This is a genomic window from Bradyrhizobium sp. JYMT SZCCT0428 (assembly GCF_018131075.1).
In the GTDB taxonomy this organism is placed as follows: Bacteria; Pseudomonadota; Alphaproteobacteria; order Rhizobiales; family Xanthobacteraceae; genus Bradyrhizobium.
The window spans coordinates 236607-250469 of the sequence record NZ_JAFCLS010000006.1 but is presented as its reverse complement, the minus strand read 5'-3'; the positions used below and the strand labels follow the sequence as shown (position 1 = coordinate 250469).

Sequence of the window (13863 nt, the reverse complement as noted above, 5' to 3'; positions counted from 1 at the left end):
GCGGCACCTTGAACTCGGTGTCCTCGTTGCGGCGGGAGATCTCCAGCAGCTGGTTGCGGGTCAGCACCAGCTCGGAGACCATGGTCATCAAATGTTCCAGCGTGTCCACGTTGACGCGGATCGACTGGTTGGCGATCTTGTCGGCTTCCTGGACGTCGCCGACATCGGCGGCGGCAGTCGCCTTGCGGGCCGGTTTTGCCTTTACTTCTTTTGCCGCCTGCGGCGCAGGGGCGACTTCCGGCGCCGCCGCGGGAGCTGCTGCCTTGGGAGCGGCTGCGGGCGCGGGTGCGACTTCGATCGCGGTCTCGCGGAAGGCGCGCTCGAGTTCGTCGAGCGAGACTTCGCCCGGGCGCAGGGGCCGTTCCAGCACCTGATCCACCAGCGTGCCATGAGCCACCTGAGCCTCCTTGGGAGCCTGGGGCTGAACCGGGGGTGAAGCGATGACGGGGGCGGGCTCGGCAACGGCTTCCGCCGGCGCATCGTGCGAACCTCCCTGCGCCAACAGATGCAGCTTCTCGATCAGGTCCTCGTCGCTGCCTTCCGGCTCGTTCTCGGTGGCTTCGAGACCTGCGAGGATTTCCTTGATGCGATCGATCGAGGACAGGATCAGCGTGACGGCCCCGGCGGTGACCGGCATGCCGTCGCGGAATTTGCCCATCAGGGTCTCGCCGGCATGAGCCAGCGCTTCCAGCCTCGGCAGGCCGAGGAAGCCGCAGGTGCCCTTGATGGTGTGCACCAGGCGAAAGATGTTATCCAGAATCTTCGCGTTGTTCGGGTCCTGCTCGAACCGCACCAACTGATTGTCGACCGTATCCAGGCTCTCGCTGGTCTCGGTCAAAAATTCCCGCAACAAATCATCCATGAAACCGGCCTTCGCACGCACCGGCACGCGACATCGACGTGCCCCGACGGAACTTGGCCAGCTTCTATGCAAAGCGTTTAATATTGGTTGAGCAAATGGAAAAGAACGGCCTCAACAAAGAGATAAGACGGCTGCAATGAATCCAGCCGTCCAATATCAACCTTTGGTTAACCATAATCGCCGCGTGGCGGCGCTCAGGCGGCGGTAATGAGCACCTTGTCGCCGTCGAGCGCGAGCGTCACGGCGAGCCCGCAGGCCTGCGCCAAAAGCCGCGTATAATAAGGCTGCACCGCATGCGCATCGATGGCGGCGCTGGAACTCGCACTCAAGAGGTCGGCGATGTTTTGCGGCACGCGGGCATTAAGGCCGGCCGTGGTGACGCAAAAGCTCATCGTCTCGCCGTCGCCGATCGGGTCGATGGTCAGCGTACCGCCGCGCGGAATGGTCTGCTGCGCAATGACCAGCATGTTCAAGAGCAGCTTGACGCGGTTCTTGGGCAGCAACAGCCGCGGCAAATTCCAGGTGATGGTGATCTTGCCGTCCTCGATATGGCCGCGCGCCATGGTCTGGGCGTCGCCGAGATCGATCTGCGCGCCGGCCGAGCCGGCCGCGCCAAACGCCAGCCGGCAGAACTGCAGCCGGGCCGAGGCGGTCTTGGCGCTCTTACGAATCAGATCGAGTGCGAATTCACGATCTTCGGGCTTGGGATTGTCGTCGAGGACCTCCAGCCCATTGACGATCGCGCCAACCGGACTGATGAGATCATGACAGACCCGCGAACACAGCAGTGCCGCAAGTTCGAGGGCGTCGGGAGCGACGCCGGGAGAGGGAGTGCCAGACATCGGATCTTCCTGGAAGGCCGCACAGTCCCCAATCGCTGCAAGAGACTGCCGGCGGACAATTACGAATCACGCATGCTAGGTGGTTTGATACACTGCGCAGGCGCGAGCTGCCAGCACAGGGCGGCACCGGTCAAGGGAACACGAACAGCAAATGAGCCCGCCCATGAATGAGGCAACTCCGCCCGTTATCGATCATGTGGCCGCTAGCGCGCTGATCGAGCCGCTGACCGATCTGGTGATCCAGGCCGGCGCCGCGATCCTTGCCGTCAACCGCGCCGCCATGACGGTCGACGGCAAGACCGACGGATCGCCGGTCACGGAAGCCGATCTCGCTGCCGACCGCATTATCGGCGAAGGCCTGGCGCGGCTGGCGCCAAATATACCGTCATTGTCCGAGGAGCGGACGCATCTGGCGAAGCTGCCTTACAAGCACAGCTTCTTCCTGATCGACCCGCTCGATGGCACCAAGGAATTCGTCGCCGGCCGCGCCGAATTCACCGTCAACCTGGCGCTGGTGACCGGCGGGGTGCCGCTGCTCGGTATTGTCAGCGCGCCCGCGCTTGGATTGATCTGGCGCGGCATCGTCGGCCGGGGCGCCGAGCGGCTGACCCTTATTGACGGCGGCGCGCCGCGGATCGAGCCGATCCGGACGCGGCCCTGCCCGATCAAGGGAAAAGCCTGGACGGTGGCCGTCAGCCGCTCGCATGGCGATGACCGCACCGAAGCCTTTATTGCCGCAAGGCCCGGAGCTGCGCGCGCCGAACTCGGCTCGGCGGTCAAATTCGGCCGGGTCGCGGAAGGCGCGGTCGATATCTATCCCCGCCTGTCGCCGACCTGCGAATGGGATGTGGCGGCGGGCCATGCGGTGGTTACAGCCGCCGGCGGCAAGATCACGGATTCGACCGGCGCCGCGCTGCATTTTGGTTGTGGCCGCGAAGACTTCATCGTGTCGGAATTCATCGCCTGGGGCGATCCCGAGGCCACGCTCTGACTTACTGCGCCAGGCCCTGTTCGAGCCGGGGCCAGCGGGCGGCGGCGTCTTTCAGGAAACGCGAAGGATCGGCCTGGAACGCATCGCGGTTTTCCTCGCGGCCGAACAGATAGAGCCGCTGGCCCGCGACCACCCAGAACCGCGGGTTACCGGCATAGGTAACGCCTCGCCCGAGATCGACCGGATCATAGCCGCCGAACTGGGGGCCATAGACCTCGGGGTGGGCGACAAAGGAAGCGCGATTGCCCTCGTTGCGAAAGCGCCAGACGGCGCCGGCCTCGGCGACCTCGAAATCCGCCACGCCCTGGACGGCTACGGAATCGGTGAAATAGGCGACGGGATCAAACCCCTCGATCGCAAGGCCGGAATAGCGATTGATCACTACCCGCTCGGTGGTCGCGGCAAGGGCGGTGAAATCAAGGCAGAGAACGCCGAAAATGCCTGCCCATAGGGCGAAAATGGCCATTCCGGGGCGCCAACCATATCTTTCCTGCCGTTGTGCCGTCATAGTTGATACCGATAACATACGAGTCGAGGGGACACTGGGCGCAACCTAGAGCCGTGCTTGTTGGCGTCAGGTTAAGGCTGCGGCCAGAATTTCGATACCAGGGGTTCTTTGATGATTTTCGTCTCTCGCCTTGCCGCGGTAACGCTCGCCGCGCTGATGTGCTGGACTGTGCCCGCACCTGCGCAGCAGTCGGGGCCGATGCAACAGGCGCCGCTGCAGGCACCGGGCCAACAGGCCCCTTACCAGCAGGCTCCCGTGCAGCAAGCGCCGTACCAGCAGGCACCGGTCCAGCAGGCACAGCCGCCGCAGCGCGCGCAGGGCCCGGCGACCTATGGGCCGGACGAACTCGTCAACGCCGGCCACAAATTCTTCGGCAACGTCTCGCGCGGGCTGGCATCGATCATCGAGCGCGCGGTGAGCCAATGGGGCCTGCCGAACGGTTACGTGCTCGGCGAGGAAGGCTCCGGCGCCTTTGTCGCCGGCCTGCGCTACGGCGAGGGGACGCTCTACACCAAGAACGCCGGCGACCTCAGGGTCTACTGGCAGGGTCCGTCGGTCGGCTTCGACTGGGGCGGCGACGGCGCTCGCACCATGACGCTGGTCTATAATCTGCCCGCCACCAACGCGATCTATCAGCGCTTCGCCGGCGTCGACGGCTCGGCCTATATCGTCGGCGGCTTCGGCATGACCGCGCTCACCGCCAACAACATCGTGCTGGTGCCGATTCGCTCCGGCATCGGTCTGCGACTCGGCGCCAACATCGGCTATCTCAAATTTACCCCGCGCGCGACCTGGAACCCGTTCTGACCTTTTCAACGGTTTTCTGAACAGCAGCACACATTGATCTTCACGATTCAGGTTAACGCGGCATTGGGCTGGCCTTTTGCCGGTCCCCCATGGCATTGTGATTAACGAATTCTTTATGCCCTCGGGGAGTGACCATCCATGATCGAACCGATCATGTATCTGGCGATCGGTTTTCTGGTCTCGATGCTGTTTGGCCTGATGATCGTGCCGCTGGTGCATAACCGCGCGGTCCGGCTGACGACCCGGCGACTGGAAGCGGCCACCCCGCTGTCGATGGCTGAAATCCAGGCCGACAAGGACCAGCTGCGCGCGGAATTTGCGATGTCGGCGCGGCGGCTCGAGATGAGCGTCGACCAGCTCAAGAACAAGACCACCAGCCAGCTTGCCGAACTCGGCAAGAAATCCGACGCGATCAACCGCATGAAGATCGAGCTTGGCGAGAAGAACGCCACGATCTTCGGGCTCGAGGCGCGCGAGAAGGCGGTCAAGGAACAGATGCGCGCCACCGAAGAGGAGTTCGCGGCCAAGACCGAGATGCTGCGCGGCGCCGAAAAGGCGCTGACCGACAAGCAGGGCGAACTTGCCAAGATCAATCATGAACTAAACGATCGTTCGATGGTGGCGGACAGCCGCCAGGTCGAGCTGGTCACGGTGCGCACCCAGATCGAGGAATTGAAGGGCCGCGTCGGCGACGCCGAAAAGGAATTCGCGGCGACGCAAGCCCGGCTCGCGCAGGAGCGCGGCGAATCCGAGAAAGCGACGCGCGAACTGAGCGAGGCGCGCAGCCGCGTCGAAAATCTGAGCCAGCGCGTCACCGATCTGGACCGGCAGCTGATCATCCAGGTCAAGGAAGCCGAAATGCTCGGCAACCGCGTCAACGATCTCGAAGCGCGGCTCGCCACCCAGGGCAAGCTGCTGGCCGAACGCGAATTCGAGAACAACCAGCTCAAGCAGGCCAACGACGTCGCCGAGCGCACGACCAAGGAATTGCGTGTCGAGATCGCGGCCCTGAGCCAGGGCGGCCATTCGCCCGCGATCGAAAAGCTGCGCAGCGAGAAAGCCGCGGTCGAGGAACAGCTTCGTGTCGCGCGCGACGAACGCGCCAAGCTGCAGCGCGACATCAACGCAATCCAGCAGCAGGCCGAAAGCTCGTGGGCCACCGAGCGCATGGAAAACGCGCTCTTACGCGAACGCATCAACGACATCGCCGCCGAGGTCGCCAAATTGGCGATCCAGCTGGAGGGACCGAATTCGGCGATCGAGGCCATGCTGGCCGCGGAACCGGCGGCACCCAAGCCTCCGGCCAAGCCGGCCAACGACACTGCCGCCACCACGCCTTCCGAAGGCGGCGGCACCCTGGCCGAGCGAATCCGGGCCCTGCAATCGCACGCCTCCCGCGCCCGCCAGCAAGGGGCGTGATTTCGGGGGCAATGGTCTCAAATCGCCGCTTTGTTTGCTTGACACCATGGGCTAGCACTTCGTAAATCGCGGGCTCTGACGAGGCGTTCTTCGCCGGATCCCGGACGCATAGCTCAGCGGGAGAGCGTTCCCTTCACACGGGAGAGGTCCAAGGTTCGATCCCTTGTGCGTCCACCATCGTCCTACGGGACGAGTTCAGGTTTGAATTCAGACAGCCAGGCATCCCGTCGTCGATCCGTCATTGCGAGGAGCCAACGGGTCGCGCGAATGCGCGCCCGATGACAGGCTCCGCGACGAAGCAATCCATTCTTTCTTTGCGCGGCAAGATGGATTGCTTCGCTGCGCTCGCAATGACGTCCAAATATGCGTTCCCGATCCCGCGGCGCGAAGCGCCCGAGTTGTAAAGTTGGTTTCGCCCTCATGAAAACAGAGGGCGCAGGGAATGCCGGATGCGCGCTGCACCCGCGGTCTCGTGTGCGATTGTGCAACAAGATGGTGCACACGAGCATACAGGGCAGCGGAGAGCATCCGACATTCCCTGCGCAATGGCTTTACGGCTTATGACGCGCTCTCCCCGGTGAGACGGCCTCTATTGCCACCGTCGCCCCTCGGAAGCGTTAGCTCCCTTAAGGCTTGACGCCGTTACGGGCGCCAGGACCACACGCTTTCGCCGTACGCCTCAGCCGCGACCGTCAATCGCAACTTCAGCGTCCACCGCGACCCGCCCCTCGTTGTGACGATGGCCAACGCCCCTCTGAGTGGGACGGGATGGCGACATATATGCCCCTGATTTGATTTCTTTAAAAGAGAAATATTTTTTATTTCGGGGCTTGACACGATTTCCGTAAATCAGAAGGTATTTGCCCGTCGGGTCAGTTTGCCGCGCAAAGGAGCAGAGCGATCAGCGCGCAGACTGCATTTGCCGAGGCGCATTCGGAAGCGTCGCGGCTTTCGCGTTTTCCGACCGCTCATCGGCAATCGCTTTGGCCGCCTGCGATGGCCGTCGCGTATCGGAGTACTCCGGAAGAGTGACTGCAGCTCGCTGACCAGCCGGGCTATGATGCCCATAAGTAGGATCGCGACTTAGGATGGAAGACAAAGTTTACTTCGCGCTGGTCGGCGTAGCCGGGCTGATCGGATCGATTGTCACTGCAGCCTTCATGCCGTTGAGTGGGCGATAGCAGTATCTGACTGCCTCTTCTCTCACTTATCTGCCTGACGGGCTCGGCCGAATGCGGTGCAGGTCTCTGCAGGGTCTTGGCTATTGATGCCACGGAAAAGTGCGGCGGTTGGCAAGAGCGGATGTACCTCTTGCCGATGCCTGGGCCCCGGAGCGATCCGGGGCCTTTTCGCCGTCCTGAAGCAATCACTCTGCGCTGTTGTGATACGGGTATCGTTGCGTGGAGTTGCTTTATGAGTAAGTCCATTTGGACCCCATCGATCGTTCCAAACGAGCACAATCGAGAAGTCTACCTGGTGGTCGATGACTTTGGCACCCTCGGTCGAGCATGGCGGGGGAGTGATGTCTGCGCTACCGACCTGGAAACGGTCGTGCGCGATCTGCTGGAGGGTCAATACTGCAACCCCGTGCGCGTTGCCGGTTTCAATGTCGCTGAAGGATGGTGCAGAGACGTTTCAGCAGAGGTCGCCCACGAGCTGCAGAAACGTTGCTCGGATCAGATGCGAGAACTGCCGAGCTTCCTGCAGGAGTTCGTCCGCCGGCACGCCGGAAAAGCGGCGCCCAGGTAGCGCCTGCCTGGCAGCACGTTGTCGACCGAACGAGTCTTTAATCTTCCCACGTGCGCTGGCCGCACCGGCATTCAAACATGTGGACGATGCAGCCGGTGCGAGGATTCACTATCGTTCGAATCAGGGCCAACCGCTTCCCGCATGTGCTGCAGATCTTGTTGGTGCGGCTTTCCAAAACAGCCACCTCTTCACCGCGGATTAATTCCATAACCGCCTCCATGCCGAGTTCTGTTTTGAGGGGTCAGACCTTAAGTCAGGTCGCCGACATAGTACGAGGGGGCGCGAACTATTCCAAATGAATTCGAAGCTGCGCCTCCGTTCGAAAAGGGTCAGCCTGCAATACCTACCGCTCCGCGCTATTCGCTGGACACGCAAGGTCGCCGAAGCACCTGACTGCAATGAATTGTCGGCTAGCGGGCAGACAACAACACCAGAAACGATTTCAATCCGTCGTCGCCTGAAGGCCGTGCAATCGCTCAATTGAACAGGTGGAAGGATGGCTCACCAGATCAACAGATTGGTTGTCGGCACTCGTTTCAAGGTGAATCAACTCGGATCAGTCCGGTGTCCGGCGCTGGCCGGCAAGACCGGGACCGTTACCGGAATTAGCTATCGCAACACCGGCGTTGCCGTGCTGTTCGATGGCACCAAGAGACCAACTTACCTGCACAGGGATTTTATCAGCTCCATTTCCGATCGTTCGTTGACGACAAACGAGGCGGGTTACGCAAACGCCAACCCGCACCACGAGCTCAAGCCAAGCAATCGGCTGCATGCATAGCTAACCATCTTCGACGTGAGACTGCGCCGCTGGCTTCCGCGAGCGCGAATCTCGCTCGCAGTGTGCGCGACGGGATCAAATTTGTCCCAGCGAGAAGAAGACCGCTCAGCGCGTGGACCGGTTGCCGAAATATACCGCACCGGACGATTGCCGACGCTGCCAATGCTGTCCCGCAAACCATGGATTTTTTCGCCCAGCGTGAATTGATAGCGCGGGAGGTCGCTCGCGAATTGGTTGGCCTAACTCGCATCTCTCCACAGATATGGGGTGCGCTGCAATATTTGATCGGGCAGAAGCGGCACGCTGCCGATGCCTCGCGCCTCGTTGCTTCTTCGCAGACAGGAACGGAACCAAAGCTGACCACTGCGGTTTGATCGGCTGATCACGTCGTCAACGCCGCCACCAAGGATCAGCTCAAGGCGCTGCCGAAATTCAAATACTGATTCGAATGGCCCCGGCCAAATCGTCGAGCCGTTTTCAGGAAGCTTCATACTGCGATTGAATTCTTCAGGCGACACGAAAAGCGCGCCGCCTATGGAGGTGGCAAATCATGGTTGACCAACATCAGGTTAACTCGATCATCGCGGAGGCCATTTGCGAATGCTTCAAGGAGCATCCCGAGCGAAGCGTTGGCTTTGAGGAAGCCAAACAAATGGCAAAATGCGTCGTCGAGGCCCTGGCCGACGCACGGCTGGAGATCCGCGTGCGTGAACAGGATTGAATGTTTGCGAGGTGCCCGGGCTTCCATACTGCCGTCGATGTCAACGGACTACACGGCCCTTCGCGCATCCCTGTTGGGCTAATCCGCCCCCCGGTCTTTCATTTACTGAATCGTCTCATGCACGTCGAGAATGGGCACATCCGGCGTGTTCATGATCTCGGCAATGATATTGTATGAAACGTCGACCGAGCCCGGCTTGTTCGGGTCAATCTTGACATCCTTGACGTGAAGCGTCGCGCGAACCAGCCGGCCGTCGCTCAGGGTGATTTCGGTGACGCCGTGACGAACGCGGGAAACGACAGTTTTCGGGCGATAACCGATGTTGAAGGAGAATGGTTGTGCGTATCCGAACTTCATCGCCTCACCCTCGCATTTGAGTCGCAGTCTCGTAACTTGCGCACTTGGCTCCGATCAGATTTTCGGCGCCCGGCCTGCGCGGTCGAATACCGGCACCTTCTCGACATCGTCGGGTGCAGCGGCAGACGGCGTATCTTCGGCAGCGTGCCGCAACGCCTCGGTCTCGGCGTCGAGGCCGTCAATGGTTTCATTGGCCTGACTTCCCGAGTCGTGCGGTCGTGTCGGAACCTTGCCGTCGGTCTTGGCTGGATTCTGGTTTGCCATTGTCTGTCTCCTTGGAGGTCAAGACACCAATGAACCGGGGCGCGGTCGGTTCCGTTCCGTTTATGTGATCGCGAGCAGCAAACGCAAAAGGGCCCCAGCGTAAGGCTGGAGCCCTTCGACGATGATGTCCACTTGCCTGATTACGCAGCCTGCGCGGTCTCGGCGTGCTGGTTGACCTCGGATATCGCCAGCTGGGTCAGGGCGCTGTCCGTCGCTTTTTCTTCCTTCAGCGTCGCATCGAGGAGCTTCACGGCGTCCTTGTAACCCAGTTCGTTCGCCCAGGTTCTGAGGGTGCCGTAGCGCGAAATCTCGTAATGCTCGACGGCTTGCGCGGCAGCCAGAAGGCCGGCATCAAGCGCGGGCATGCCCTTGTACTCGTCCATGACTTCCTTGCCCTCGTCGAGAATTCCCATGATGGCATCACAGGTCTTGCCCTTCGGCGTCTCGTCGATCGACGCAAACACCTGCTCCAGCCGCTCGACCTGGCCATCGGTCTCGGTCAGATGCTTCTCAAAGGCTGCCTTGAGCTTCGGCGACTGCGCCGCCTTGGCCATCTTCGGCAATGCCGAGAGGATCTTCTTTTCCGCGAAGTAGATGTCCTTCAACGTATCGAGGAACAGGTCTTGCAGTGCTTTCTCTTTCGCCATAATGGCCTCCAGCTGTTGGATTGTGTTGCGGTAGAACCAGCCGTACCGGGAGTTGTTCCTCAACAGCGTCCCGCTGCGACGATTCATTTTTCTCGGCTTGTTTTTTTGGCGGCGTTGCAGCGGCTGTAGGTAAATTACAAAGGCGCTCGTTGCACGCGTTGTCGCGATATCGCTTAGAGCGTGATCGGCAAGACCGCTACCGACCGATCGATGGAAAGGAACCTCACGGCTCTTGCTCGGGATGGAGCGCCGCCTTTTCGGCCAGCATTTGCTTTATTAAACCGGCGATCCCGTCCAGCGTGAGCTGGTCAGTCAGATGGGTTGATATGCGCTTGTAGTGTTCGATCTTGTCATCGAGTTCGCTGCACCTTTTGCACATTGCTCACCCCTGCATTCAGGCGGGAGCACGACACTCTCGACGCCGGTAGAGGCCAAGGGCAGGACGGCGATAACACGGCAACTCCGATCTTTATGTCGCGTTCCCAGTGACCTCTGCTGGATCGGAGCAGGGCGGATAAAACGGCCACCGGCTGCGATGCTACGACAGAATCATCCATGGCGAGGCGGCCGCGGCGGAGTAGCCATCGTCTTCGGCTGCGAAGGCGCGAGGCTTGGCATCCCTGTTTCGATGGCCGGTTTGGCGCCTTCGGCCGCGCGATTCTGGCGGGAAGCCAGGATCTGTTCGGCGAGGTATTCCCACCGCTCGGCCTCACCGAGCAACCTCCAGCTATTGTCCGGATCGCACGCGGCCTGTTGACGGCAGAGCAAGGCCGTCGCGCGGTACGCTTCAGCACTCTTGAAACCGCTTTCCATAGAATCCTCCCCAGCTTTCGCGAGGTGCGACCAACCCCGCGTGCGGAGCAGAACGTTCCAGCCGGAGCCCTGTTCCTAAGACGCCAGCGACAGGCCCTGTTCGGTTCGAAAACGCTGGTAGGCGGCGATGGCGGTGTTGGAGAGAAGCAGCCGGCGGCGCTCGCCGCGGCGAACCATCGTCTCGATCGTGTCGAGCAGGTGATTGGCCGCGGTGTCGGGATCGCCGAGTTCGCCCGTTGCCTCCAGATAGTCCCAGGCGACCTGGAAGGAATCTTCAATCGTTGTCATCAGCGTCTCGGTCATGAAGGCAAACGCCGCCGAGGATGACCTGTTCCGCGACCATCTGCCGCTCGCAGTAATCGCGTGCGCCGGCGGCTCGGGCGACGTCGCGCATCACGGAACGTGATCGTTCCTGCTGCCGCCGATCCGATGCGGCTTGTTCAGGAAGTATCCGCGATTGCCGAGTGCGGCTTCCGCGTACTGGTCGATCGAGACGATGATGGCCTGGACGTGCTGGTAGCACCAGCCTTCGCGGCAGGCCAACGTCCGGACGTCGGCGAGCGCCTTGATCCAGGGCGGATTATCCGCGTTGTGGTCGTACCATTTCAGCGGATCTGACGGCATCGGAATGGCCTCGCTTCATCAAATCTTCCAGCTCCGCCCGCTTGCGTGAAAGCAGGAGGTCAGCCGTCGCGTTGTCGAGGCCGGCTTGATTGAGCCGGCGAACTGCCGAGCCCAGTTCGGCAAGCTGCCTGCGCAGCTTGTCGACTCTTGATTTCCGGGCCTCTTGATATCCAGGCTCATCGCACACGGCGGCCGCGCGTGCCCTTCAAAGGCCCACGGCCGGCGGCGCGGCAATCCGCTTTCAGCCGCTCATCGACATCGAGCAGGCGTTCTTCGCCGCCGAGCCTGTTCCGCTCGCTGATCAGCCCGAGCATCACGACGCGCATGGCCATCAGCTGCATCGAGGCCTCGGCGCAGTCTTCGTCGCGGTTGATGTGTTGGCGGATGGTACTCTCGGAATCCAGCATTTGAGAGCGCAAGAACCTGATTTTCCTGCGGATTTCGTTCAACCTGTTGTCCATGGCTCACCTCACCGGGGGTTGGAGCCTATAGAGAACAAACAAAGAACAAATATCAAGTTAACAATTCGGGCGGAGCCAAGAATCTTTGCGGTGTGGGTCGCACCCGATCGGCTGGTGAACGGGCGCAGGCGCAGGCCTGCGCGTACCGGCGACAAGCAGTCGCGCGAGCAATCGCGGAATCAGATCCCGAATACCCAGACCGCGACGATGGTGCCCAAAGTCGCGAGCCCGCTGATGGTCCATCCGGTTGCGTAGAGAAGGTTGTCCTCGCCGGTGCCGCGCATCGCGTCGGCATCCGCGGTTTCTAATCGCCAGTGCATGGCGCATCTCCACAGAGCCTGCCCGCGCTGATAACGCCAGCGGAGGTTCCCGGTTCCATCATTCCGAGATCACACGATCGACCATTGATCGCCGGCTTGAAGGGTGGCCAAGACCAAGGCCGGCGCCCCCGAGCAGGTCACAAAAAAAGGCCGCCCCCCGGGCGGCCTTCTGAGGGCTTCGCGCCGTCGGCGAAGACCATTACACCAGCAACAGACGCTCCGTCTTCGCGGGTGCCAGCTCATCCTCGTCTCTGACGATGATGGTAACGTCCCAGCCTTCGCTGGCCCACACCCGCGCCTTGGCGAGTGCCATCAGCGAACTCATCCTGTCCATCCGGACGGTCTCGTTTTCCCGTTCCGCCACGATCCTGTACGCCATGAAAGTTCCCCTTACGCGTCCTGACTGGTGGAACATTCGAATCCGGCTTTGACCGCAATTTGCTGACAATTTGTCCAATTGGCGGCCCGCCGGCCGGCCCCGACGGCAAAAGGCCATATTTCGCCGCCCCCGGGAACGTTTGCCTTTGTGACGAATTAGCGTCGTGCGGGCGGGGAGAAGTATTATGTTGAATTTGTTCAGGCATTCCGAAGCAGCCGATCTCGAAAACATCCTGGCCCGGCATGCCATCAGGAACACCGCCGCAGCCGACGACACCGAGTCGCAAGAGAAGCAGTTCCGAGATCTACTGCAGGCGTTGCCCGCCGCCATCTACACGACAGATGCCGAAGGCCGGATCACGTTCTTCAACCAGGCCTGCATCGAGTTCGCCGGCCGCACGCCGAAGATCGGCGAGATGTGGTGCGTGACCTGGAAGCTGTTCTGGCCGGACGGCACGCCGCTGCGCCACGAAGACTGTCCGATGGCGATTGCGCTCAAGGAAAACCGCCCGGTGCGGGACGTCGAGGCGATCGCCGAACGGCCCGATGGCTCGCGCATATGCTTCATGCCCTACCCGACACCGCTGCGCGACGAGACCGGCCGGCTGCTCGGCGCTGTCAACATGCTGGTCGACATCACCACCCGCAAGCAGGCCGAAGAGCGCATGATGCTGCTGACCGGCGAAGTCGATCATCGCTCGAACAATCTGCTCGCCGTGATCCAGGCCATGCTGCGGCTGACCAAGGCCGACAGCGCCGAAGAGTTTCAGGCCGCATTCCAGGGGCGCTTGAGCGCGCTTGCAAATGTGCAACGGCTGTTCTCGGTGTCGCGCTGGACCGGCGCCAGCATCCAGACCATCATTCATGAAGAACTGAAGCCCTATGGCTCGACGAGGGTCAGCATGACCGGGACCGACGTCCGGCTTCCCGCCTCGCTCGCGCAGGCCATCGCGGTGGCCATCCACGAACTCGCGACCAATGCCGCCAAATACGGCTCGCTGTCGGGCCCCGCAGGCAAGATCGACATCCACTGGCAGATCGATGAGGCTGACAGCCTGCAGCTGCGCTGGACGGAATCCGGCGGTCCCCGGATTGCCGAGCCGATGCGGAAAGGATTTGGCGTCGACGCCATCGACGGCATGGTCCGCACCCTCAGCGGCCGGATCACGCGGCAGTGGAAGCCCGAGGGGCTCGACTGCGAATTGTCGTTCCCGGTGATCGGGGCGTAGCCCACATTGCTCGTCATGCCCGGCCTCGTGCTGGGCATCCACGTCTTAGCTTCAGCTAAAGTAAGACGTGGATGGCCGGGCATAGGCGAG

21 protein-coding genes and 1 tRNA gene are annotated in these 13863 nt (G+C 61.6%); 8 read left to right on the top strand and 14 right to left on the bottom strand.

Features of this window, described 5'->3' with window-relative positions:
* Together JQ575_RS08845 and chpT are read right to left on the bottom strand one after the other, a co-directional pair.
* On the bottom strand, positions 1–862 hold an 862-nt coding region (locus tag JQ575_RS08845), incomplete at its 3' end, for an Hpt domain-containing protein (RefSeq protein WP_212032820.1).
* A gap of 194 nt (positions 863–1056) precedes the next feature.
* Complete coding sequence (gene chpT, locus JQ575_RS08840; protein ID WP_212032819.1) at positions 1057–1704, bottom strand: histidine phosphotransferase ChpT; 648 nt, start codon at positions 1702–1704, stop codon at positions 1057–1059.
* Between the two features lie 163 nt (positions 1705–1867).
* Between chpT and JQ575_RS08835 the strand changes: the two genes are divergently transcribed.
* Complete coding sequence (locus tag JQ575_RS08835; RefSeq protein ID WP_212032818.1) at positions 1868–2695, top strand: 3'(2'),5'-bisphosphate nucleotidase CysQ; 828 nt, start codon at positions 1868–1870, stop codon at positions 2693–2695.
* 1 nt (position 2696) lies between these two features.
* Here the strand turns inward: JQ575_RS08835 and JQ575_RS08830 are convergent, their stop codons facing one another.
* Positions 2697–3161 (bottom strand): YHS domain-containing (seleno)protein, encoded by a 465-nt coding sequence (locus JQ575_RS08830; RefSeq protein ID WP_249166527.1) that lies wholly within the window; start codon positions 3159–3161, stop codon positions 2697–2699.
* 153 nt (positions 3162–3314) lie between these two features.
* Between JQ575_RS08830 and JQ575_RS08825 the strand changes: the two genes are divergently transcribed.
* The 5 genes from JQ575_RS08825 to JQ575_RS08805 all read left to right on the top strand — a co-directional run bounded on the left by JQ575_RS08825 (position 3315) and on the right by JQ575_RS08805 (position 7959).
* A complete protein-coding gene (locus tag JQ575_RS08825; RefSeq protein ID WP_212032816.1) occupies positions 3315–4010 on the top strand; it encodes a DUF1134 domain-containing protein in 696 nt (231 codons plus the stop codon).
* Positions 4011–4148: 138 nt separating this feature from the next.
* Positions 4149–5429, top strand: coding sequence for a hypothetical protein (locus tag JQ575_RS08820; protein WP_212032815.1), 1281 nt, complete (start codon positions 4149–4151; stop codon positions 5427–5429).
* Positions 5430–5531: 102 nt separating this feature from the next.
* A tRNA-Val gene (locus tag JQ575_RS08815) sits at positions 5532–5606 on the top strand.
* Between the two features lie 1236 nt (positions 5607–6842).
* On the top strand, positions 6843–7178 hold the full coding sequence (locus JQ575_RS08810; protein WP_212032814.1) for a hypothetical protein: 336 nt from the start codon (positions 6843–6845) through the stop codon (positions 7176–7178).
* 496 nt (positions 7179–7674) lie between these two features.
* A complete protein-coding gene (locus JQ575_RS08805; protein WP_212032813.1) occupies positions 7675–7959 on the top strand; it encodes a hypothetical protein in 285 nt (94 codons plus the stop codon).
* 239 nt (positions 7960–8198) lie between these two features.
* On the opposite strand, the gene JQ575_RS08800 is transcribed toward JQ575_RS08805, so the two are convergent.
* Positions 8199–8477 carry a hypothetical protein gene (locus JQ575_RS08800; RefSeq protein ID WP_212032812.1) on the bottom strand — a complete coding sequence of 93 codons (279 nt, stop codon included), beginning with the start codon at positions 8475–8477 and terminating at the stop codon, positions 8199–8201.
* A gap of 32 nt (positions 8478–8509) precedes the next feature.
* Between JQ575_RS08800 and JQ575_RS08795 the strand changes: the two genes are divergently transcribed.
* Positions 8510–8680: a hypothetical protein gene (locus JQ575_RS08795; protein ID WP_212032811.1), complete on the top strand. Its 171-nt coding sequence runs from the start codon at positions 8510–8512 to the stop codon at positions 8678–8680.
* A 102-nt stretch (positions 8681–8782) separates the two neighbouring features.
* Here the strand turns inward: JQ575_RS08795 and JQ575_RS08790 are convergent, their stop codons facing one another.
* From JQ575_RS08790 to JQ575_RS08745, 10 genes are all read right to left on the bottom strand, one after another.
* Complete coding sequence (locus tag JQ575_RS08790) at positions 8783–9037, bottom strand: hypothetical protein (RefSeq protein ID WP_212032810.1); 255 nt, start codon at positions 9035–9037, stop codon at positions 8783–8785.
* A 54-nt stretch (positions 9038–9091) separates the two neighbouring features.
* Positions 9092–9301, bottom strand: a complete 210-nt coding sequence (locus JQ575_RS08785) for a hypothetical protein (RefSeq protein ID WP_212032809.1) — start codon at positions 9299–9301, stop codon at positions 9092–9094.
* Between the two features lie 140 nt (positions 9302–9441).
* Positions 9442–9948, bottom strand: a complete 507-nt coding sequence (locus JQ575_RS08780; RefSeq protein WP_212032808.1) for a ferritin-like domain-containing protein — start codon at positions 9946–9948, stop codon at positions 9442–9444.
* Between the two features lie 223 nt (positions 9949–10171).
* Entirely contained in the window at positions 10172–10327 is a 156-nt protein-coding gene (locus JQ575_RS08775; RefSeq protein ID WP_212032807.1) for a hypothetical protein, read from the bottom strand.
* A gap of 170 nt (positions 10328–10497) precedes the next feature.
* Positions 10498–10761 carry a hypothetical protein gene (locus tag JQ575_RS08770; RefSeq protein WP_212032843.1) on the bottom strand — a complete coding sequence of 88 codons (264 nt, stop codon included), beginning with the start codon at positions 10759–10761 and terminating at the stop codon, positions 10498–10500.
* 75 nt (positions 10762–10836) lie between these two features.
* The gene (locus tag JQ575_RS08765; RefSeq protein ID WP_249166526.1) at positions 10837–11049 is read right to left on the bottom strand and encodes a hypothetical protein; all 213 of its coding nucleotides are present in this window, start codon (positions 11047–11049) and stop codon (positions 10837–10839) included.
* Between the two features lie 105 nt (positions 11050–11154).
* Positions 11155–11385, bottom strand: coding sequence for a hypothetical protein (locus tag JQ575_RS08760; RefSeq protein ID WP_212032805.1), 231 nt, complete (start codon positions 11383–11385; stop codon positions 11155–11157).
* A gap of 176 nt (positions 11386–11561) precedes the next feature.
* Complete coding sequence (locus JQ575_RS08755; RefSeq protein ID WP_212032804.1) at positions 11562–11846, bottom strand: hypothetical protein; 285 nt, start codon at positions 11844–11846, stop codon at positions 11562–11564.
* Between the two features lie 179 nt (positions 11847–12025).
* A complete protein-coding gene (locus JQ575_RS08750; protein WP_192736576.1) occupies positions 12026–12166 on the bottom strand; it encodes a hypothetical protein in 141 nt (46 codons plus the stop codon).
* A 199-nt stretch (positions 12167–12365) separates the two neighbouring features.
* Positions 12366–12545 carry a hypothetical protein gene (locus tag JQ575_RS08745; RefSeq protein ID WP_212032803.1) on the bottom strand — a complete coding sequence of 60 codons (180 nt, stop codon included), beginning with the start codon at positions 12543–12545 and terminating at the stop codon, positions 12366–12368.
* Positions 12546–12729: 184 nt separating this feature from the next.
* Between JQ575_RS08745 and JQ575_RS08740 the strand changes: the two genes are divergently transcribed.
* Complete coding sequence (locus tag JQ575_RS08740; RefSeq protein ID WP_212032802.1) at positions 12730–13773, top strand: HWE histidine kinase domain-containing protein; 1044 nt, start codon at positions 12730–12732, stop codon at positions 13771–13773.
* Positions 13774–13863 lie beyond the last annotated feature (90 nt).

Bases quoted from the DNA above. Each gene is read 5' to 3' on its own strand.
- JQ575_RS08825 (WP_212032816.1), top strand. From the start codon at position 3,315: ATGATTTTCGTCTCTCGCCTTGCCGCGGTAACGCTCGCCGCGCTGATG.
- JQ575_RS08835 (WP_212032818.1), top strand. From the start codon at position 1,868: ATGAATGAGGCAACTCCGCCCGTTATCGATCATGTGGCCGCTAGCGCG.
- JQ575_RS08765 (WP_249166526.1), bottom strand. From the start codon at position 11,049: ATGACAACGATTGAAGATTCCTTCCAGGTCGCCTGGGACTATCTGGAG.
- JQ575_RS08780 (WP_212032808.1), bottom strand. From the start codon at position 9,948: ATGGCGAAAGAGAAAGCACTGCAAGACCTGTTCCTCGATACGTTGAAG.
- JQ575_RS08775 (WP_212032807.1), bottom strand. From the start codon at position 10,327: ATGTGCAAAAGGTGCAGCGAACTCGATGACAAGATCGAACACTACAAG.
- JQ575_RS08745 (WP_212032803.1), bottom strand. From the start codon at position 12,545: ATGGCGTACAGGATCGTGGCGGAACGGGAAAACGAGACCGTCCGGATG.
- JQ575_RS08805 (WP_212032813.1), top strand. From the start codon at position 7,675: ATGGCTCACCAGATCAACAGATTGGTTGTCGGCACTCGTTTCAAGGTG.
- JQ575_RS08830 (WP_249166527.1), bottom strand. From the start codon at position 3,161: ATGGCCATTTTCGCCCTATGGGCAGGCATTTTCGGCGTTCTCTGCCTT.
- JQ575_RS08790 (WP_212032810.1), bottom strand. From the start codon at position 9,037: ATGAAGTTCGGATACGCACAACCATTCTCCTTCAACATCGGTTATCGC.
- JQ575_RS08785 (WP_212032809.1), bottom strand. From the start codon at position 9,301: ATGGCAAACCAGAATCCAGCCAAGACCGACGGCAAGGTTCCGACACGA.
- JQ575_RS08740 (WP_212032802.1), top strand. From the start codon at position 12,730: ATGTTGAATTTGTTCAGGCATTCCGAAGCAGCCGATCTCGAAAACATC.
- JQ575_RS08755 (WP_212032804.1), bottom strand. From the start codon at position 11,846: ATGGACAACAGGTTGAACGAAATCCGCAGGAAAATCAGGTTCTTGCGC.
- JQ575_RS08750 (WP_192736576.1), bottom strand. From the start codon at position 12,166: ATGCACTGGCGATTAGAAACCGCGGATGCCGACGCGATGCGCGGCACC.
- JQ575_RS08795 (WP_212032811.1), top strand. From the start codon at position 8,510: ATGGTTGACCAACATCAGGTTAACTCGATCATCGCGGAGGCCATTTGC.
- JQ575_RS08820 (WP_212032815.1), top strand. From the start codon at position 4,149: ATGATCGAACCGATCATGTATCTGGCGATCGGTTTTCTGGTCTCGATG.
- chpT (WP_212032819.1), bottom strand. From the start codon at position 1,704: ATGTCTGGCACTCCCTCTCCCGGCGTCGCTCCCGACGCCCTCGAACTT.
- JQ575_RS08760 (WP_212032805.1), bottom strand. From the start codon at position 11,385: ATGCCGTCAGATCCGCTGAAATGGTACGACCACAACGCGGATAATCCG.
- JQ575_RS08810 (WP_212032814.1), top strand. From the start codon at position 6,843: ATGAGTAAGTCCATTTGGACCCCATCGATCGTTCCAAACGAGCACAAT.
- JQ575_RS08770 (WP_212032843.1), bottom strand. From the start codon at position 10,761: ATGGAAAGCGGTTTCAAGAGTGCTGAAGCGTACCGCGCGACGGCCTTG.